Here is a 15,317-nt window from a genome sequence, read left to right as displayed (position 1 = left end):
CCCGTTCATTTGGGAAGCGCTGGAGGTGCGGCAAGTGCCGTTCCAGCAGGGGATACGCCGGTTCCGCTGCGCGACATCGGTGGGCGAAGCCCATCTTCGGGTGCGGAACGTTATGGCGTCGGGCGGGTTCGTTTTCGCTGGAAGACAGCGCATCGCAACCCGATCCTTGGAGGGAACTGCCATGAGCAGCGATGCAACTCGCAATTATCCGTCATTGAGCGCGTTGTTCCGGGCGCCGGGGAGCGGACCCACGCTCGACGTGCTCGGTGTGACGCATAGCTACAAGGCGATGGCGAGCGATACCGGCCAACAATTCTCCGTGTGGGAATCGATCGTGCCGCCGGGTCGCGGGGCGCCAGCGCATACGCACAGCCGCGAGGACGAGGCATTCTATGTGCTGAGCGGCGAGGTGGTTATGGACATCGAAGGTGCGACCGGTCCGTTGCGTCTTGGCACCGGTGCATTTCTTTTCGCTCCGCGCCATCGGCGTCACGGCTATCGCAATGTCGGCACGGATACGGCGCGCCTGCTGGTGTTCGCGATGCCGGGCGCCGGTCTCGATCGCATGTTTGCCGCCTTCGACGAGCTTGGACGACACAGCGGAGGCATGCCGCCTGTCCAGGCCGTCGCGACGATCGCCGAGCAGCATGGTGTCGTGATCCATGCATCGGTCACTTCAACTGATGAAGGCATATGATCGCCGCATCTCGCGGGCGATGCGCAGCTGCCATCGTTCTGCCTGACGTATCAAACGCTTATGCAGCGTGAGCATGCATCATGCCTGCACCCTGCGCTACTTTGCATGGGGTTGTTTTGGGTTGTTTTCCGGTTTTTTTGTCTGGCAGGCGAGCCGGACCGTCGTCGGCTTGACCGATTGGCACTACGCCCCGCAGACGATCATGCCGTACCAGCCGAGCCCCCGATACGTCTCGTAGCCGGGCGTCGCATGGAACGCGACCAGCGCGCCGGAGCGATCCTGGTAGAAGCCGGAGCGCTGGCCGTTGAGCGAGAGCCGTACGCGCTCGCTCAAAATGCCCTGGCCGTCCGAGGCGGCGATGATGCGAAGATTGGAATCGACCAGCAGCACGCGCGCCTTGTCGCTGTCGCCGACGCGCACGCCTTGCACGATGGAGCGGGCCTGTGCCTCCCAGTCGAAATGTATGGCGAGCACGCCGATCGGCGCGCCGTTGGCCTGGCCGCCGGCGCGGACGCTGGCGCAATAGGTCGCGACCTGCGCATTGCCGAGCAGCGGCTGGTTCTCGACGTCGCCGGCGACATAGTCGTCGCCGGAGCGCAGGGTCTTCGCTTCGCGAAACCATTTGGTGTGGGCGACGTTCTGGCCCACGGCGCGAAAGCGGTCGGCGCGGCCGTTGGCGATGACATTGCCGTCGAGGTCGCAGAGCCAGAGGTCGAGATAGACGGTGTAAGCACCGAGGATCACGCCGAGGCGCTGCGAGGCATGGGACACGGCAGCGGTGCCGGGCGAGGCCGCGCAATCGACGACAGCGGAATCGGTCGCCCACCAGCGCACGTCGCAGGTCCTTTCATAGAGGTTACGGTCGATCAGCTCGATGGCGTTGAGCGACAGATCGACCATGCGCTCGCCGCGCGAGCGCTGGCTCATCCGGTCGATCGAGGAGACGAGATCGCCGGTGCGTTTCGTCAGTTGGCTTTCGAGCTCGCGGGCGATGGTCTCGACCTGCTGGCCGACGCCGCGCACCTCCTGCGCCACCACTGCGAAGCCCGCACCCTGCGCGCCCGCGCGCGAGCTCTCGATCAGCGCGTTCAGCGCCAGCATCTTCATCTGGTTGGTGATCTGCTGGATCGCCTTGGTCTTGTCGACCGCGATCTGGTTGACCTCCGCCGTGAGGCGGTTGATCAGCGCGGAGATGTCGGAATCATCGTCGGCGGGTTCGGTGGCGATCGGCTTGGCTTTGAGACCCAGCGCAGCAGACATCGGGGGACTTCCGTTGGCAATGAGGTCCGATCTGCAACGAGCCCGGAACAATCACTGACAGATCGAATACGAGTCTTTTTCGAAGATTCCGCCTAACGCCTGCTTAATTTGCTGTTTTGCGGAATGCTCAAATGATAGTCAGTCCGCGTAGCAAAGCGGCAATCCACCGCTTTGTGCGGCGCAGACATTGCAAAGCCCGGGCGATTCCGGGTCAATCGTCCCGCTGGCCGGGCGATGCGATGGCTCCGGCTCCCAGGTTCCTCAAACCGATAGCTATTCATGACGCCGCCCGCCACCGCCTTGCCTGTCGAAGCACCCCAGGCGTTCCTGGGAGTGGCACGCTCGCTCACCGACAAGCTCTGGCGCGACCGGCTGGACGCGCGCGGGGCGGCCAAGGCGCTCGCCATCGTGCAGCAGCACCAATTGCCCGAGCTGCTGGCGCGGGTGCTGGCGGGCCGCGGCGTCGACACCGATGCGGTCGCCGATTTCCTCGATCCGACCATCCGCAAGCTCATGCCGGATCCGTTCACGGTGACCGAGATGGAAGCCGCCGCGAAGCGGATCGCGGATGCCGCCGCGAATGGCGAGAAGATTGCGATCTTCGGCGACTATGACGTCGACGGCGCGACCTCGGCGGCGCTGTTGACCTGGCATCTGCGCCATTGCGGTCTCGATCCGCTGATCCACATTCCCGACCGCATCTTTGAAGGTTACGGCCCCAACGTCGAAGCGGTTCGCGGGCTGGCCGCGAAGGGCGCCACGCTGCTCGTCACCGTCGATTGCGGCACCACCAGCATCGAGCCGCTCGCCGAGGCAAAACGTCTCGGCATGTCCGTTGTCGTGATCGACCACCACCAGGCCGGCGACGTGCTTCCGGAGGTCGATGCGCTGGTCAATCCGAACCGGCTCGACGATCTCTCCGGCCTCGGTCATCTCGCCGCCGTTGGCCTCGTGCTGGTGACGCTGGTCGCGGTCAATCGCGAGCTGCGCCGGCGCGGCTTCTGGAGTGCGGGGCTGCCTGAGCCTGATCTGCTCGGCATGCTGCATCACGTCGCGCTCGGCACGGTTGCCGACGTCGCGCCGCTGATCGGTCTCAACCGCGCTTTCGTCGCCAAGGGCCTGATCGCGATGCGGCGGCGCGACCATGTCGGCCACACCGCGCTGATGGACGTGTCGCGGCTCAACGGCCCACCGGAGGCTTGGCATCTCGGATTCATGCTGGGGCCGCGCATCAATGCCGGCGGTCGCATCGGCCGCGCCGACCTCGGCGTGCGGCTCTTGCTCGAAGGCGACAGCGTCGAGGCCGCGCGGATCGCCGCCGAGCTCGACCGCCTCAACAGCGAGCGCCGCGTCATCGAGCAGGGGGCCGAAGCGCAGGCCGAAGCCGAGGCACTCGCCTCGATCGGGTTCGAGGACAAGCTCGGCATCATCGTCACGGCCTCCGAAGGCTGGCATCCCGGCGTGGTCGGTCTTGTCGCGTCCCGGTTGAAGGAGAAGTTCTCGCGACCCGCCTTCGCGATCGCGCTGGAGCCCGGCGGCATCGGTACCGGCTCGGGTCGCTCGATCGCCGGCGTCGACATCGGCAAGGCGGTTCGGCAGGCAGTGACCGATGGTATTCTGCTCAAGGGCGGCGGCCACGCGATGGCTGCGGGCGTGACGCTGCGGAAGGAGAAGCTCGCCGAATTCCGCGCCTACCTCGAGAATGCGTTGGCACGCGATGTTGCCGAGGCCCGCCACGTCAACGAGCTCTACATCGACGGCGCGGTCTCCGCGCGCGCGGTGACGACGGAGCTTGCCGCCACGCTCAACCGTGCAGGTCCCTTCGGCAGCGGCAATCCGGAAGCCGTGCTGGCGCTGCCGGCGCATCAGCTCGTCTATGCCGACGAGGTCGGACAGGCGCATTTGAGGCTGCGCTTCAAGTCGGGCGACGGTGCTATCGTCAACGGCATCGCGTTCCGTTCGATCGGACAGAAGCTCGGCAACGCGCTTGTTGCCAATCGCGGCCAGCAATTGCATGTCGCGGGATCATTGTCGGTCGATCGCTACCAGGGCGCGGAGCGCGTGCAATTCCGCGTCATCGACGTCGCGCTACCCGACCAAGGGCCATCCATGATTAGATAGGTCCGGCAAACAACCAAAAAGCAAACAACAAAAAAGGGAGTGAACATGGCAGGGCAGGTTGAGGGCAAGGTCGCGCTGGTGACCGGCGGCGCATCCGGAATTGGCGAAGCCATCGTCGAGCTGTTCGCGCGCGAGGGCGCCACCGTCATTGCCACCGACATCGACGAGTTGCGCGGCCCCGAACTCGCCAGTCGCATCACCAAGGCCGGCGGCAAGGCGATTTTCCTGGAGCAGGACGTCACCAGCGAAGAGCGTTGGATCGAGATCGTCGCTGATATCGCAAAGCGCCATGGCCGGCTCGACATCATGGTCTCCAATGCCGGCATCGGCATTGCTGTGCCCTCGATCGTCGACATGACACTCGGTGACTGGCGCAAGCAGAACGCCATTAATCTCGACGGCGTGTTTCTCTCCGTCAAACATTGCCTGCCCTTGATGCGCAAAACCGGCGGCGGCTCGATCGTCATGATGTCCTCGCTCGCAGGCTTGCGCGGCTCGCCCGGGCTGTCGGCCTATTCGGCGACCAAGGGTGGCGTGCGGCTGTTCGCAAAATCGATCGCGATGGAGTGTGCGGCCGCCGGTGACGGCATCCGCGTCAACTCCGTCCATCCCGGCATCATCGACACGCCGATCTGGGGCAAGATCCCGACCGGCGCGACCGGTAACCAGGGCAACGCGCCGATCGATCCGGACGAGCGTGCGCGCGTCGTCACGCCGCTTGGCCGTGCTGGCCAGGCCGCCGAGATTGCCTCTGGCGTGCTGTATCTGGCCTCCGATGCCTCGCGCTACGTCACCGGCAGCGAGCTCGTCATCGACGGCGGCATGAACGCCGGCGGCGTGCCTCGGCGGCAATAAGCCGCCGCGCGGGCTGCGAAGGGCAGGGTGGCGCCCGCAGGGGCTGACGCGCAGGCGCAGCCGCTGTACAACGCGGGCAGCTCTCCCGACCGACAGAGGTGTCCTCCCGCCATGGCGCACAGCCTTCACTCTTCGTCATCCACGCCGGCGCCATTCCGCTCGAACCGTCCGGATCTCGTCAGCGACGCGATCCGCAGCGCGCGCGAGGATCTCGCTGCCTGCTTCCGCATGGCGGCGCGCAACGGCTTCGAGGAGGGCATCTGCAACCACTTCTCGGCCGTGGTGCCGGGCCATGACGATCTGTTTCTCGTCAACCCTTACGGCTACGCCTTCCGCGAGCTGACCGCGTCAAAACTGCTGATCTGCGACTTCCACGGCAACGTGCTCGACGGCGAGGGCGTGCCCGAGGCGACCGCGTTCTACATTCATGCCGAGATGCACAAGCGCCTGCCGCGCGCCAAGGTCGCCTTCCACACCCACATGCCCTACGCCACGGCGCTGTCGATGACGGAGGGCGATCCCCTGATCTGGGCCGGCCAGACCGCGCTGAAATTCTACGGTCGCACGGCCGTGGACCGCGACTACAACGGCCTTGCGCTCGACAACAGCGAAGGCGCGCGCATAGCGTCGGCCGTCGGCGATGCCGACATCGTCTTCATGAAGCATCACGGTGTGATGGTGTTGGCGCCGACTATCGCGGAAGCCTGGGACGATCTCTACTACCTCGAACGCGCCGCCGAGGTACAGGTGCTGGCGATGTCGACGGGAAGGAAAGTTCTGCCGGTCGATGCCGCGATTGCGGCCGAAACCTACAGGCAGATGCGCGAAGGCGATTCCGAATCCGCGCGGTTGCATCTTGCCGCGATCCGCCGCCAGCTCGATGCCGAGGAGCCGCAGTACCGGCACTGAGCCGGCTACGACCCCTGGCGCAACTTCGCCAGCACCTTCAGCCCGCCATAGCCGTCCGCAGGCGCGATCCCCGCGCGCTGCTGGAAATCCTTGATCGCCTTCATGGTGTCGTTGCCGACCCGACCGTCGGTGCCGCCGGTGTCGAAACCGGCCTTGGTCAGGCGCGTCTGCATCTCCTGCACTTCTGCGAGTGTCAGCGCGCGCTCAGAGCCGGGGAAGGGCTGGATGAAGGGCGGCCCGCCGAGGCAGCGGTCACCGAGATGACAGATCGCCAGCGCATAGTTCATCGAGGGATTGTAGCTTTTCACCGCGTTGAAATTCGGTCCCAGCAGGAAGGTCGGTCCGCCCGCAACCGGCGTCCACATCTGCGCGGACGCGGAGGGTTGCGGAAACGGCTGGCCGTCGGCGCGGGTGACGCCGGCCGCCTGCCAGGCCGCATAGGTCCGGGTGCCGCTCGCCTCGCCGGATGCGCGCACCTCGTAGCCCCAATGCTCGCCGCGGTGCCACTTGCCGCGGTTGACCAGATATTTTGCGGTCGAGCCCAGCGCGTCGTCGGGCTTGCCGAACGGTGACACCTTGCCGTCACCATCATAGTCGATGCCGACATTGAGCCAGACCTCCGGCATCCATTGCGAATGCCCCATCGCGCCGGCCCAGGATCCCTGCATCTGCTCCGGCGTGCTCCAGCCCTTGTCGACGATGCGTAGCGCGTTGATCAGCTCGGTCTCCCAATAAGCCTTGCGCCGCGGCTCATTCCAGGCGAGCGCGGCGAGCGAGGGAAATACCGGCGTCATGTGATTCTGCTGCACCAGCGGATCGCCATAGGCGGACTCGACGCCCCACAGCGCCAGCAGCGTGCCGCGCTCGACGCCGAAATCGCGCTCGATGCGCGCGAGCAGCGCCTCGTTGTTTTTCAGCGCGATCTTGCCGTTGATGATGCGCCAGTCGGAGACGCGGCGGTTGATGTATTGCCAGACCTGCTCATGGAATTCGGGCTGGTTGCGCATCTGCTTGAACACGCTCATGTCGGGCTCGACCCGCGCCATCGCGCGCTGCCAGGTCGCGGCCGAAATTCCCTTCGCCATGGCACGGGCGCGAAAACCCTCCCGCCATTCCTCGAAGCCCCGAGGCGCGGCCAGGATGCGCGTTGGGATGGCGATGAGTGCGGCTGCGCCGAGCGTGGATCGAAGCAGAGCGCGGCGGCCACGATGGGCCGAGGAATCAGCTTGTTTCATGAACCTAGTCTAGCGAGAAACATGGCGCTTGTGACCCGGTTCCTGGAACTGGAGGAACAAGCCGCCTTCCATGCTTTCGCCGGAACAAACTGTCGCACTCCCGCATTTTCCCCGCACCAAATTGAGGAGGAGAAGATGAGGAAATATCTGTTTGCCGCCGCCATGGTCACCGCCATCGCCGCGCCTGCATTTGCCGACGAAGTCGGCGTTCACGTCGGTCCGGTCGGTGCCGGCGTGACGGTCGGACAATCTCACGAATATCGTGAGCGGGACCGCGACCGCGACCGCACCACGGTCGTCAAGGAGCGCGAGCCTGCCGACCGCACCACGGTGATCAAGAAGGAAGATGAGCTCGGCAACCGCAGCAAGACCGTGATTCATCACGACAACGACTGACGGAGCGGGGCCCCGGCCGATCGCCGGGGCCCGCCGCCGCACGCAGTCCGTTCATCGAGAATTTGGGGTGGAATGAAGATAAACGCGCATACGGAAAGCCATGTGGTCGAGCTGGATGACGGATCACAATGGCAGATCTTTCCCGGCGATCTCGCGACCACGCTGAGCTGGAAGCCTGAGACCGATCTGCATCTGGAGCCAAGCGGCCACCGGGTGAGTTCGCATGAGCTGGTGAACGCGGCGGACCAAAGCCGCGTGCGGGTGATTGCAGCGGGCGAAACCTGGTCTGATGGCGAGGTTAAGAAAGTGTTGAAGGGCAGGTAGGGCGTTCCTGTAACGGGTGGATATCCTCAATTTAAGCCTGTCACTTTACGGTCTTTCCATCCGCGCATAATGCGAATATGCGAGAGCTGTTCGACATCATCCGTACTAATCCCTGGCCGTTTGGCGCGGGGCTGTTCGTCGTGATCCTGATGATTATTGTCGAGAAATTTGGCCGCTGCATTCGAGGCGACGGCGCCGTCAGCGACTTCTCGGATTACGATCGCGGCTGCGGCGAGGGAGACGGCGACTAGCTAGACGCGCCCGCGGCAATCGCAGATCGCTTAATCCTCCTGTAGATCCGCCGCGATTCCCGCGAGCCAGCGCCGGATCGCGGTTTCCGCCTTGGTATCCAAATCCCGAGCGAGGCGCTTCTCCAGCGCGATCACCCGTTCCCGGCACGCCTTCAAAAGCGTCGCCCCGCGCGACGTCAGCGTCCATTGCTGGATACGGCCGTGGACAGGATGCGGCGTCATCACAATCGCGCCGTCACGTTCGAGATTACGGATGATGACGCCCACAGTCTGGGGCGTCAGGAAGGTGAGACGGGCGACATCGGCGCCGGACAGTCCCGGATAGGCATTGAGCATGGTCAGCACCGCGAATTGCGGCGACGTCACGCCTAGATCGGCCAGCGACCGTTCCGTCGTCAGACGGACCGCGGCGTGGGCCTGGCGCAGCAGATAGCCGAGATAACCTTGCTCGCCGCGCTTGCCTTCCCCGGGGGCTGGCACGCGCACCACCGGGGCGGCCGTGGGTGCCTTCCGCCGGGGTTGCGATCTCGTGATATCGGCCGGCTTGCGCGCCATGTAAGAGCTCTTATAATGTGTCACCGCTCTTACAATATCACGAGGTGAACGGCAATGTCACACGCCCGCAGCGAATACGAGGATTTCAAGCAGATCGCGCCCGACGTCTATGATCTCGTGCTGGCGCTGGGACAGCTCGAGGCCAAGGTCGGCCTCGACAAGCAGCTCCTCGAGCTCGTCAAGCTGCGTGCCTCGCAGATCAACGGCTGCGCGTTCTGCGTGCAGCATCACATCCTGCTTTCTGAGCGGATCGGCGTGCCCGTCGACAAGCTCAATCTGGTCGCGGTCTGGCGCGAGGCGCCGATCTTCTCCGCGCGCGAGCGCGCCGCGTTGGCTTGGGCCGAGGCGCTAACGTTGCTGCCTGATGGCGTCGGCGAAGACGTGTACGCCGAAGCGAGCGGTGAATTCTCCGAGACCGAGCTGACCTACCTGACCTCGGCGGTCGCCTCGATCAACGTCTGGAACCGTTTTGGCGCAGCGTTTCGCTGGACGCCGGCGAAGCGGCCGGTCGCAGCGAATGCCGCGGCGTCCTGATTGCAACGAAGGGAGGTTGTCATGACTGCAATGAATTTGGCCACAACGCAGTGCCGGGTGCCATCGCGTTCGATCGCGATTACCGTCGCCGGCGGGCTTGCCTGCGCGCTTGCGATCGGCAAGGCGTTACCGGTGACGATGGATGCTGTTTCAGGCGCGCTGGCGCCGCTTTGTGCCACCGCCGCCGAAAGTTCGCCGCTCGACAAAGTCGAACCGATTGGCTCCTACGCGCTGCCGAACGTGCCGGGCAAGCGCGTCACCATCTTGCGTGTGTTCTATGGTCCCGGCGGGTTCTCGCGGCCACATCGTCACGCAGGCTCGGTCACCGCCTACATCACCAAGGGCGAGATCCGCTCCCAGCTCGGCGGCGGTCCGGTCGAGACGTTTGGCGTCGGCCAGTCCTTCTTCGAGCCGCCCGGCTCGACCCATTTGGTCTCGGCCAATGCCAGCACCACGGAGCCGGCGGAATTGATCGCGGTATTCGTGGCGGACGAGGGCGCGCAGCTGACGACGTTGCTGGAGTAGCTGGCACTCGCAATCCGAAACCGCCGTTGTTCAAGTCGGCTGCGATCGCTTCAACCGTTTCCATACCGGTGAAAGACCGTATTCGACGACAGGAATCGCAGCTGCGCCGACAAGGAGTCCAATGACGCCTGAGATGGCTGCCACGACCAACCATTCGACGATGCCGGCAATGGAGGGAAGGAGGTGCGCGGCAGCCTCGGTAACGGCATGGACAGTGTGGCCGACCACGGGTGGACCGTATTGCTCGATGCCGTGCAGGATGATGCCGCCGCCGACCCAGATCATCGCCGCCGTGCCGATGGTACTCAGCACCGCCAGGAAGGTAGGCATGCCGCGGACGAGCGCACGTCCAAGCAAGCGGATTGCGCCGCCAATGACCGATGCGCCGTCATACCGCGCAAGGGCCACGCCGACATCGTCCGCCTTCACGATCAGGGCAACCACGCCGTAGACTCCAACTGTGATGAAAATGGCGACGAGCGCCAGCACGAGCGCCTGCGTCCAGATGTTGCCCGCCGGGATGGCCGCCAGCGTGATCGCCATGATCTCCGCCGACAGGATGAAATCCGTCTTGATGGCGCTCGCGACCTTCTCGTCCTCGACCGACCGCGCATTCAACGCAATCGGCTGGAGCTGAGCTTCGTGGTGGCGCGCATGATGCGGCATCACGGCTCCGAGCACCTTCTCGGCACCCTCGTAGCAGAGAAAGGCTCCGCCCAGCATGAGCAGCGGCGTCACCGCGGCGGGAAGGAAATAACCCAGCAACAGAGCAGTGGGCAACAGTATCAGCAATTTATTACGCAGCGACCCAACAGCAATCTTACCCACGATCGGCAGTTCGCGTTTCGAGGCAAAGCCGATCACGTAGTTCGGCGTGACGGCGGCATCATCGATGACCACGCCAGCCGCCTTTGCTCCCGCCTTGGCCGCTTGGCTCGCTACATCGTCGAGCGAGGCTGCTGCCACCTTTGCAATCGCCGCGATATCGTCGAGAAGACCAATCAGTCCGACACTCATCAACCCTGTTCCTTCGGCCTTCGAGCCGGCGAGGTGTGCGACAACACGCTTTTGCACTGCCCGGCATTGGAACGAGCAAGCCGTCAATTCTCTTCGCCGCCCGATCCTTCGCGCAGGTCCGGCTTGATCACGTCCTCCGGCAGCGCATGTGCGACCGGCTGCGGAGCACCCGCGATCTCCGGGCCGACCTCGCGGCCGCGGGCGCGGATCAGGCGCTCATAAGCCGAGACCAGCGTGACGTAAGGACTGACCCAGATCCAGCCGTCGCGGGTGAACACCTGCACGTCGAAATGCAGGTGCATCGAGGTGCCGGCGGGATGGTCGAGATAGTTCGAGACCACGCCGATCTTTTCGCCCTCCGAGACGATGCGGCCATTGAGCAGGCCGTCGGCGTTCATCGCCTGGGGGTTCATATGCATGTAGCGGAAGCGGATGTGCTCGGTCCGGCTGTTGACCTGAAGCGTGGCGGCCTGGTCCTTGGAGGCGCGAATGACCCTCGCATCGCGCACCGCGACGACGCCACGCTGCTTGTGATCGCAGGCTTCGCGGCCTTCGCCGGGCGGCGGGCATTCGGCCGCGCGGATGTCCTCGCCCTGGTGACCATAACCCCCGCCGCATTGCCAGACCTCGAAACTGCGGGATTCGCAGAAATTGTCGCGCCAGGGATAGCCGGTCGTGCTCTCCATCTTGTCGCGCTTGGCATAGGATTGCGAGCGTACGAACGCGGGCGCCTTCTCGAGAGGAAAGCGGATCTGCGCATAGGCCATCACATCGGGATGTCCACCCTGCTTGCGATAGCCGGTGTTCGGGATGATGTCGCCGCTTGGCCGGTAGGTGAAGTCCGGGGAACGCTGCGTGGGACGATCGAGAATGTTGGAAGCAATGTCCGTCAGCGGCCGCATGCGCTGGCCGCCGGCAACGTGCAGCGCCTTCAGGAAACGCTCGGCGACCGGATAGGCTTCCTTGCAGGCAAGCCGCCGCGGCTTGGCGACGCTGTCGAGGCATTGGATCGACACCACATAGGCGACGCCGAAACGGGTGAAAGCGTAGCGCACATAGCCTTCCCGTATGAACTTGCGCAGGTCCGGATAAAGCGCTGCGAGCGGTTTGACCTGCTCGCCCTTGCCGCCCGAGGGATCGGCGACGTCGTAGACGAGCGCCGATCCCGTGATCTGCACCTCGACCGGCCTTGCGAACACCCGGCTCGGCATGCCGTCGCCGGCGCCGGGCTCGAATGAGAAGGTTGCGCTGTAGCCGGCGGGGCCGGCATCGAACATGTCGACAGAATTGAAGTCAGACTGGTAGCGCGACAGCGCGAGTGTCGCCGGCGCGCCATTGCGCAGCGCCTCGAAATAGGCGGCGGCGTCGAACGGCAGCAGCACGGGCACGGAGCTGCGGGCGATGCCGGTGAAGAATTGTGAGGAGATCGCGTTGAGCTGCACCAGCGCCGGCATCGCGCGCGGATCGTAGCGCGGCACCGAACGACGAGGTGCGAAGATGAAATCGTCCGCGGCCCGGGGACGGGCGTTGATTTCGGTGCGGAGCTGGTCGAGCGCCGCGCGCCAATCGACGCGCAGCGCCGAGAGCGAGGGGCTGCGGAGTTCATCCGCAGCGAGCGGAGAGGCAATGAGGAGCGAAAGCGACGCCAGAAGTTGCGAGACGAAGCGGAAACCCTTCCCTACCACTGTCTCGCCTCCCGGCGGCACCTGTTGCGCTCGCTCTGTTCCCCGTCAGTCCTTGGCGCGCTCGGAGTAGGAGCCGTCTTCAGTCATCACCACGATGCGGGTGCCGACCGCGATGTGCGGCGGCACGGTGGTGCGCACGCCGTTGGACAAAATCGCGGGCTTGTAGGACGAAGAGGCGGTCTGGCCCTTGGTCACGGGCTCTGTCTCGACCACTTCCAGCGTCACGCGCTGCGGCAACGCGATCGACACCACGTTGACGTCATGGGTCGACAATTTGACCGTCATGCTCTCCTGAAGATAGGCCGCGGCGTCGCCGATCACGTCCTTGGACACCTGGACCTGGTCATAGGTCTCCGGGTTCATGAAGTGGAAGCCCTCACCATCTTCATAGAGGAAGGTGAAGTTGCGCTCTTCGATCGTGGCCTTCTCGACCTGATCGGTGGTCTTGTAGCGCTCCGAGATCTTTACCCCGTCCGAGATTCGGCGCATTTCGATCTGGCTGACCGGGGTGCCCTTGCCGGGATGGATGTTCTCGGCGGTCACGACGACATATAGCTTGCCGTCTTGCTCGATCACGTTGCCCTTGCGAATAGAACTGGCGATGACTCTCAAAGCTAAATTTCCTGCTTGCTTGGCCCGGCTCCGGCCAGGACGTGATCAAATCTCGGGGGGACTCGGGGTCTCAAATCGGACCTCGGCGACCGTTTCGGGCCGCAACATACTGATTTTGCCGGTGGATGCCAGCATTTTGCTCAAAGCGGGGGCGGCCGGTTAATGGCTGGGGACAAGCCGATCTCACCGTTCTGGTCGCCCGGGCGGCATCTCGACCGCCGGCCGTTCCTTCAGGCCAGGGGGGCCATCACCGGCGCTCTCCGGGGCTTTTTCGTCGAGCAGGGCTTTGTCGAGGTCGAAACCTCCGTCCTGCAGGTCTCCCCGGGCAACGAGACCCATCTGCATGCCCCCCGGACGGAGATCATGCGGCCCGACGGCAGCCATGCCAGCCGATACTTGCGGACCTCGCCGGAATTCGCCTGCAAGAAGCTGCTGGCGGCCGGGGAGACCCGGATTTTCGAATTCGCCCGGGTGTTCCGCGACCGCGAACGGGGCGACCTGCATCTGCCCGAATTCACTATGCTGGAATGGTATCGGGCAGACGCCCCCTATGACGCCATCATGGCCGATTGCGTCGTTCTCATCGCCCGCGCGGCGCAGGCGACCGGTATCGGCACCTTCGCCTTCCGCGGCCGCACCGCCGATCCCTTCGCCGAGCCGGAGCTCATGACGGTTGCCGGCGCCTTCGAGCAGTTTGCGGGGATCGATCTGCTTGCGACCATTTCCGGCGACCAAGGCGACCGCGCCGCGCTCGCTCAGGCGGCTGCCGGCAAGGTCCGTGTGGCCGGGGACGACACCTGGTCAGACATCTTCAGCAAGGTCCTGGTCGAGCATGTCGAGCCGCATCTGGGGCAGGGGCGTTTGACCATTCTGTTCGAATACCCATCTCCAGAGGCGGCGCTGGCGCGTGTGAAGGCTGGTGATCCCCGCGTTGCCGAGCGGTTCGAGGTCTATGCCTGTGGCGTGGAACTCGCCAACGGCTTCGGCGAATTGACCGACGCAGACGAGCAGCGCAAGCGCTTTACGGACTCCATGGCTGAGAAGCAGCGCCGCTACGGCGAGGCCTATCCGCTGGACGAGGACTTTCTGGCCGCGGTCGCCGCAATGCCGGAGGCGAGCGGCGTCGCGCTCGGCTTCGACCGGCTGGTGATGCTGGCGAGCGGCGCATCGCGAATTGATCAGGTGGTCTGGACGCCGCCTGCAAATGAAATGTTAAGTGAGACATGACGAAGACCAACCTTGCACGCACATTGCGCGAGCCGGCCGAACTTGTGGCCGAGCAGCTTGTATCTGCCGAAGCGCTACCCGCGCTCGAACGTGTCGCCGCGCGCTACGCAGTTGCGATTACGCCGGCGTTGGTCGAACTGATCGACAAATCCAGTCCCGACGATCCGATCGCGCGGCAATTCGTTCCGACTGCCGCGGAGCTGGAGATGCAGCCGGGCGAGAACGCCGATCCGATCGGCGATCATCCGCACTCGCCGGTCCCCGGGATCGTGCATCGCTATCCCGACCGCGTTCTGTTCAAGCTTGTTCACGTCTGCGCGGTCTATTGCCGCTTCTGCTTCCGCCGCGAGATGGTCGGGCCCGGCAAGGAGAACGCGCTCTCGGACGGCGCTTATCGCGCGGCGATCGACTACATCCGTTCGCACAGCGAGGTCTGGGAGGTGATCCTGACCGGCGGCGATCCCCTGATGCTGTCGTCGCGGCGAATGAGCGAGATCATGGCCGATCTTGCCGGCATCGATCACGTCAAGATCATCCGCCTTCATACCCGCGTGCCGGTGGCCGATCCCGCGCGCATCAGCGACGAGATGGTCGCGGCGCTGAAGGTTCAGGGCGCGACCACCTGGGTGGCGCTGCATGCCAACCATGCGCGCGAACTGACGGGGCCGGCGCGCGCCGCCTGCGCGCGGCTGGTCGATGCCGGAATTCCCATGGTGAGCCAGTCCGTGCTTTTGCGCGGCGTCAATGACAATTTGACCGCTCTGTCGGATTTGATGCGAGCTTTCGTCGAATGCCGGATCAAGCCCTATTATCTGCATCACGGCGATCTCGCGCCCGGCACCGCGCATCTGCGAACGACGCTCGCCGAGGGGCAGGACCTCATGCGGCAGCTGCGCGGACGGGTGTCAGGGCTGTGTCAGCCTGACTATGTCATCGACATTCCCGGCGGCGCCGGCAAGTCGCCGGTGGGGCCGAATTACGTGTTGCCGATGCAAAATACCGCACCTGATGCGGGTGATGCGGCGTCGGAAACGCGCTATCGTATCGTGGATTATTGCGGCGACATTCATCTCTATCCGCCCGAGAACTGAGCGGTGGCAGAGGAGACGCCGGC

17 protein-coding genes are annotated in these 15,317 nt (G+C 64.6%); 11 read left to right on the top strand and 6 right to left on the bottom strand.

What is annotated here, in order from left to right; all coding sequences use genetic code 11:
• Positions 1–34 precede the first annotated feature (34 nt).
• Positions 35–697, top strand: coding sequence for a cupin domain-containing protein (locus ABIB00_RS04180; RefSeq protein ID WP_247445555.1), 663 nt, complete (start codon positions 35–37; stop codon positions 695–697).
• Positions 698–880: 183 nt separating this feature from the next.
• On the opposite strand, the gene ABIB00_RS04175 is transcribed toward ABIB00_RS04180, so the two are convergent.
• A complete protein-coding gene (locus ABIB00_RS04175) occupies positions 881–1,957 on the bottom strand; it encodes a methyl-accepting chemotaxis protein (RefSeq protein ID WP_354103494.1) in 1,077 nt (358 codons plus the stop codon).
• 279 nt (positions 1,958–2,236) lie between these two features.
• On the opposite strand from ABIB00_RS04175, the gene recJ reads away from it, so the two are divergent.
• The 3 genes from recJ to ABIB00_RS04160 all read left to right on the top strand — a co-directional run bounded on the left by recJ (position 2,237) and on the right by ABIB00_RS04160 (position 5,842).
• The gene (gene recJ, locus ABIB00_RS04170; RefSeq protein ID WP_354103493.1) at positions 2,237–4,078 is read left to right on the top strand and encodes a single-stranded-DNA-specific exonuclease RecJ; all 1,842 of its coding nucleotides are present in this window, start codon (positions 2,237–2,239) and stop codon (positions 4,076–4,078) included.
• Between the two features lie 45 nt (positions 4,079–4,123).
• On the top strand, positions 4,124–4,933 hold the full coding sequence (locus ABIB00_RS04165; RefSeq protein WP_247445558.1) for an SDR family NAD(P)-dependent oxidoreductase: 810 nt from the start codon (positions 4,124–4,126) through the stop codon (positions 4,931–4,933).
• Positions 4,934–5,044: 111 nt separating this feature from the next.
• Positions 5,045–5,842: an aldolase gene (locus tag ABIB00_RS04160; RefSeq protein WP_354048589.1), complete on the top strand. Its 798-nt coding sequence runs from the start codon at positions 5,045–5,047 to the stop codon at positions 5,840–5,842.
• Positions 5,843–5,847: 5 nt separating this feature from the next.
• On the opposite strand, the gene ABIB00_RS04155 is transcribed toward ABIB00_RS04160, so the two are convergent.
• Positions 5,848–7,077 carry a lytic murein transglycosylase gene (locus tag ABIB00_RS04155; protein WP_354103492.1) on the bottom strand — a complete coding sequence of 410 codons (1,230 nt, stop codon included), beginning with the start codon at positions 7,075–7,077 and terminating at the stop codon, positions 5,848–5,850.
• 135 nt (positions 7,078–7,212) lie between these two features.
• Here ABIB00_RS04155 and ABIB00_RS04150 point away from each other — a divergent pair, with 135 nt between their 5' ends.
• The 3 genes from ABIB00_RS04150 to ABIB00_RS04140 all read left to right on the top strand — a co-directional run bounded on the left by ABIB00_RS04150 (position 7,213) and on the right by ABIB00_RS04140 (position 8,048).
• A complete protein-coding gene (locus ABIB00_RS04150; protein WP_345946913.1) occupies positions 7,213–7,473 on the top strand; it encodes a hypothetical protein in 261 nt (86 codons plus the stop codon).
• Positions 7,474–7,545: 72 nt separating this feature from the next.
• A complete protein-coding gene (locus tag ABIB00_RS04145; RefSeq protein WP_247347063.1) occupies positions 7,546–7,797 on the top strand; it encodes a hypothetical protein in 252 nt (83 codons plus the stop codon).
• Positions 7,798–7,874: 77 nt separating this feature from the next.
• Entirely contained in the window at positions 7,875–8,048 is a 174-nt protein-coding gene (locus ABIB00_RS04140; protein ID WP_354103491.1) for a hypothetical protein, read from the top strand.
• 30 nt (positions 8,049–8,078) lie between these two features.
• Here the strand turns inward: ABIB00_RS04140 and ABIB00_RS04135 are convergent, their stop codons facing one another.
• A complete protein-coding gene (locus ABIB00_RS04135; RefSeq protein WP_354103490.1) occupies positions 8,079–8,603 on the bottom strand; it encodes a MarR family winged helix-turn-helix transcriptional regulator in 525 nt (174 codons plus the stop codon).
• 54 nt (positions 8,604–8,657) lie between these two features.
• Between ABIB00_RS04135 and ABIB00_RS04130 the strand changes: the two genes are divergently transcribed.
• Together ABIB00_RS04130 and ABIB00_RS04125 are read left to right on the top strand one after the other, a co-directional pair.
• Positions 8,658–9,137 carry a carboxymuconolactone decarboxylase family protein gene (locus tag ABIB00_RS04130; RefSeq protein ID WP_354103489.1) on the top strand — a complete coding sequence of 160 codons (480 nt, stop codon included), beginning with the start codon at positions 8,658–8,660 and terminating at the stop codon, positions 9,135–9,137.
• Between the two features lie 30 nt (positions 9,138–9,167).
• Entirely contained in the window at positions 9,168–9,662 is a 495-nt protein-coding gene (locus ABIB00_RS04125) for a cupin domain-containing protein (RefSeq protein WP_456664552.1), read from the top strand.
• 30 nt (positions 9,663–9,692) lie between these two features.
• On the opposite strand, the gene ABIB00_RS04120 is transcribed toward ABIB00_RS04125, so the two are convergent.
• The 3 genes from ABIB00_RS04120 to efp form a co-directional block, all read right to left on the bottom strand.
• The gene (locus ABIB00_RS04120; protein WP_354103487.1) at positions 9,693–10,679 is read right to left on the bottom strand and encodes a DUF808 domain-containing protein; all 987 of its coding nucleotides are present in this window, start codon (positions 10,677–10,679) and stop codon (positions 9,693–9,695) included.
• A gap of 83 nt (positions 10,680–10,762) precedes the next feature.
• Positions 10,763–12,385, bottom strand: a complete 1,623-nt coding sequence (locus tag ABIB00_RS04115; RefSeq protein WP_354103486.1) for a M23 family peptidase — start codon at positions 12,383–12,385, stop codon at positions 10,763–10,765.
• 24 nt (positions 12,386–12,409) lie between these two features.
• A complete protein-coding gene (efp, locus tag ABIB00_RS04110; protein WP_247347054.1) occupies positions 12,410–12,976 on the bottom strand; it encodes an elongation factor P in 567 nt (188 codons plus the stop codon).
• A 162-nt stretch (positions 12,977–13,138) separates the two neighbouring features.
• Here efp and epmA point away from each other — a divergent pair, with 162 nt between their 5' ends.
• Together epmA and ABIB00_RS04100 are read left to right on the top strand one after the other, a co-directional pair.
• Positions 13,139–14,203 (top strand): EF-P lysine aminoacylase EpmA, encoded by a 1,065-nt coding sequence (gene epmA, locus ABIB00_RS04105; RefSeq protein WP_354103485.1) that lies wholly within the window; start codon positions 13,139–13,141, stop codon positions 14,201–14,203.
• Positions 14,200–15,294, top strand: a complete 1,095-nt coding sequence (locus ABIB00_RS04100) for a lysine-2,3-aminomutase-like protein (protein WP_354048573.1) — start codon at positions 14,200–14,202, stop codon at positions 15,292–15,294. The genes epmA and ABIB00_RS04100 overlap by 4 nt, the downstream gene beginning before the upstream one ends.
• Positions 15,295–15,317: the final 23 nt, after the last annotated feature.

It is taken from the genome of Bradyrhizobium sp. LB14.3 (genome assembly GCF_040547985.1).
Classification (GTDB): Bacteria; Pseudomonadota; Alphaproteobacteria; order Rhizobiales; family Xanthobacteraceae; genus Bradyrhizobium.
The sequence above is the reverse complement of the archived record's forward strand: the minus strand, read 5'-3'. Positions and strand labels throughout refer to the sequence as shown.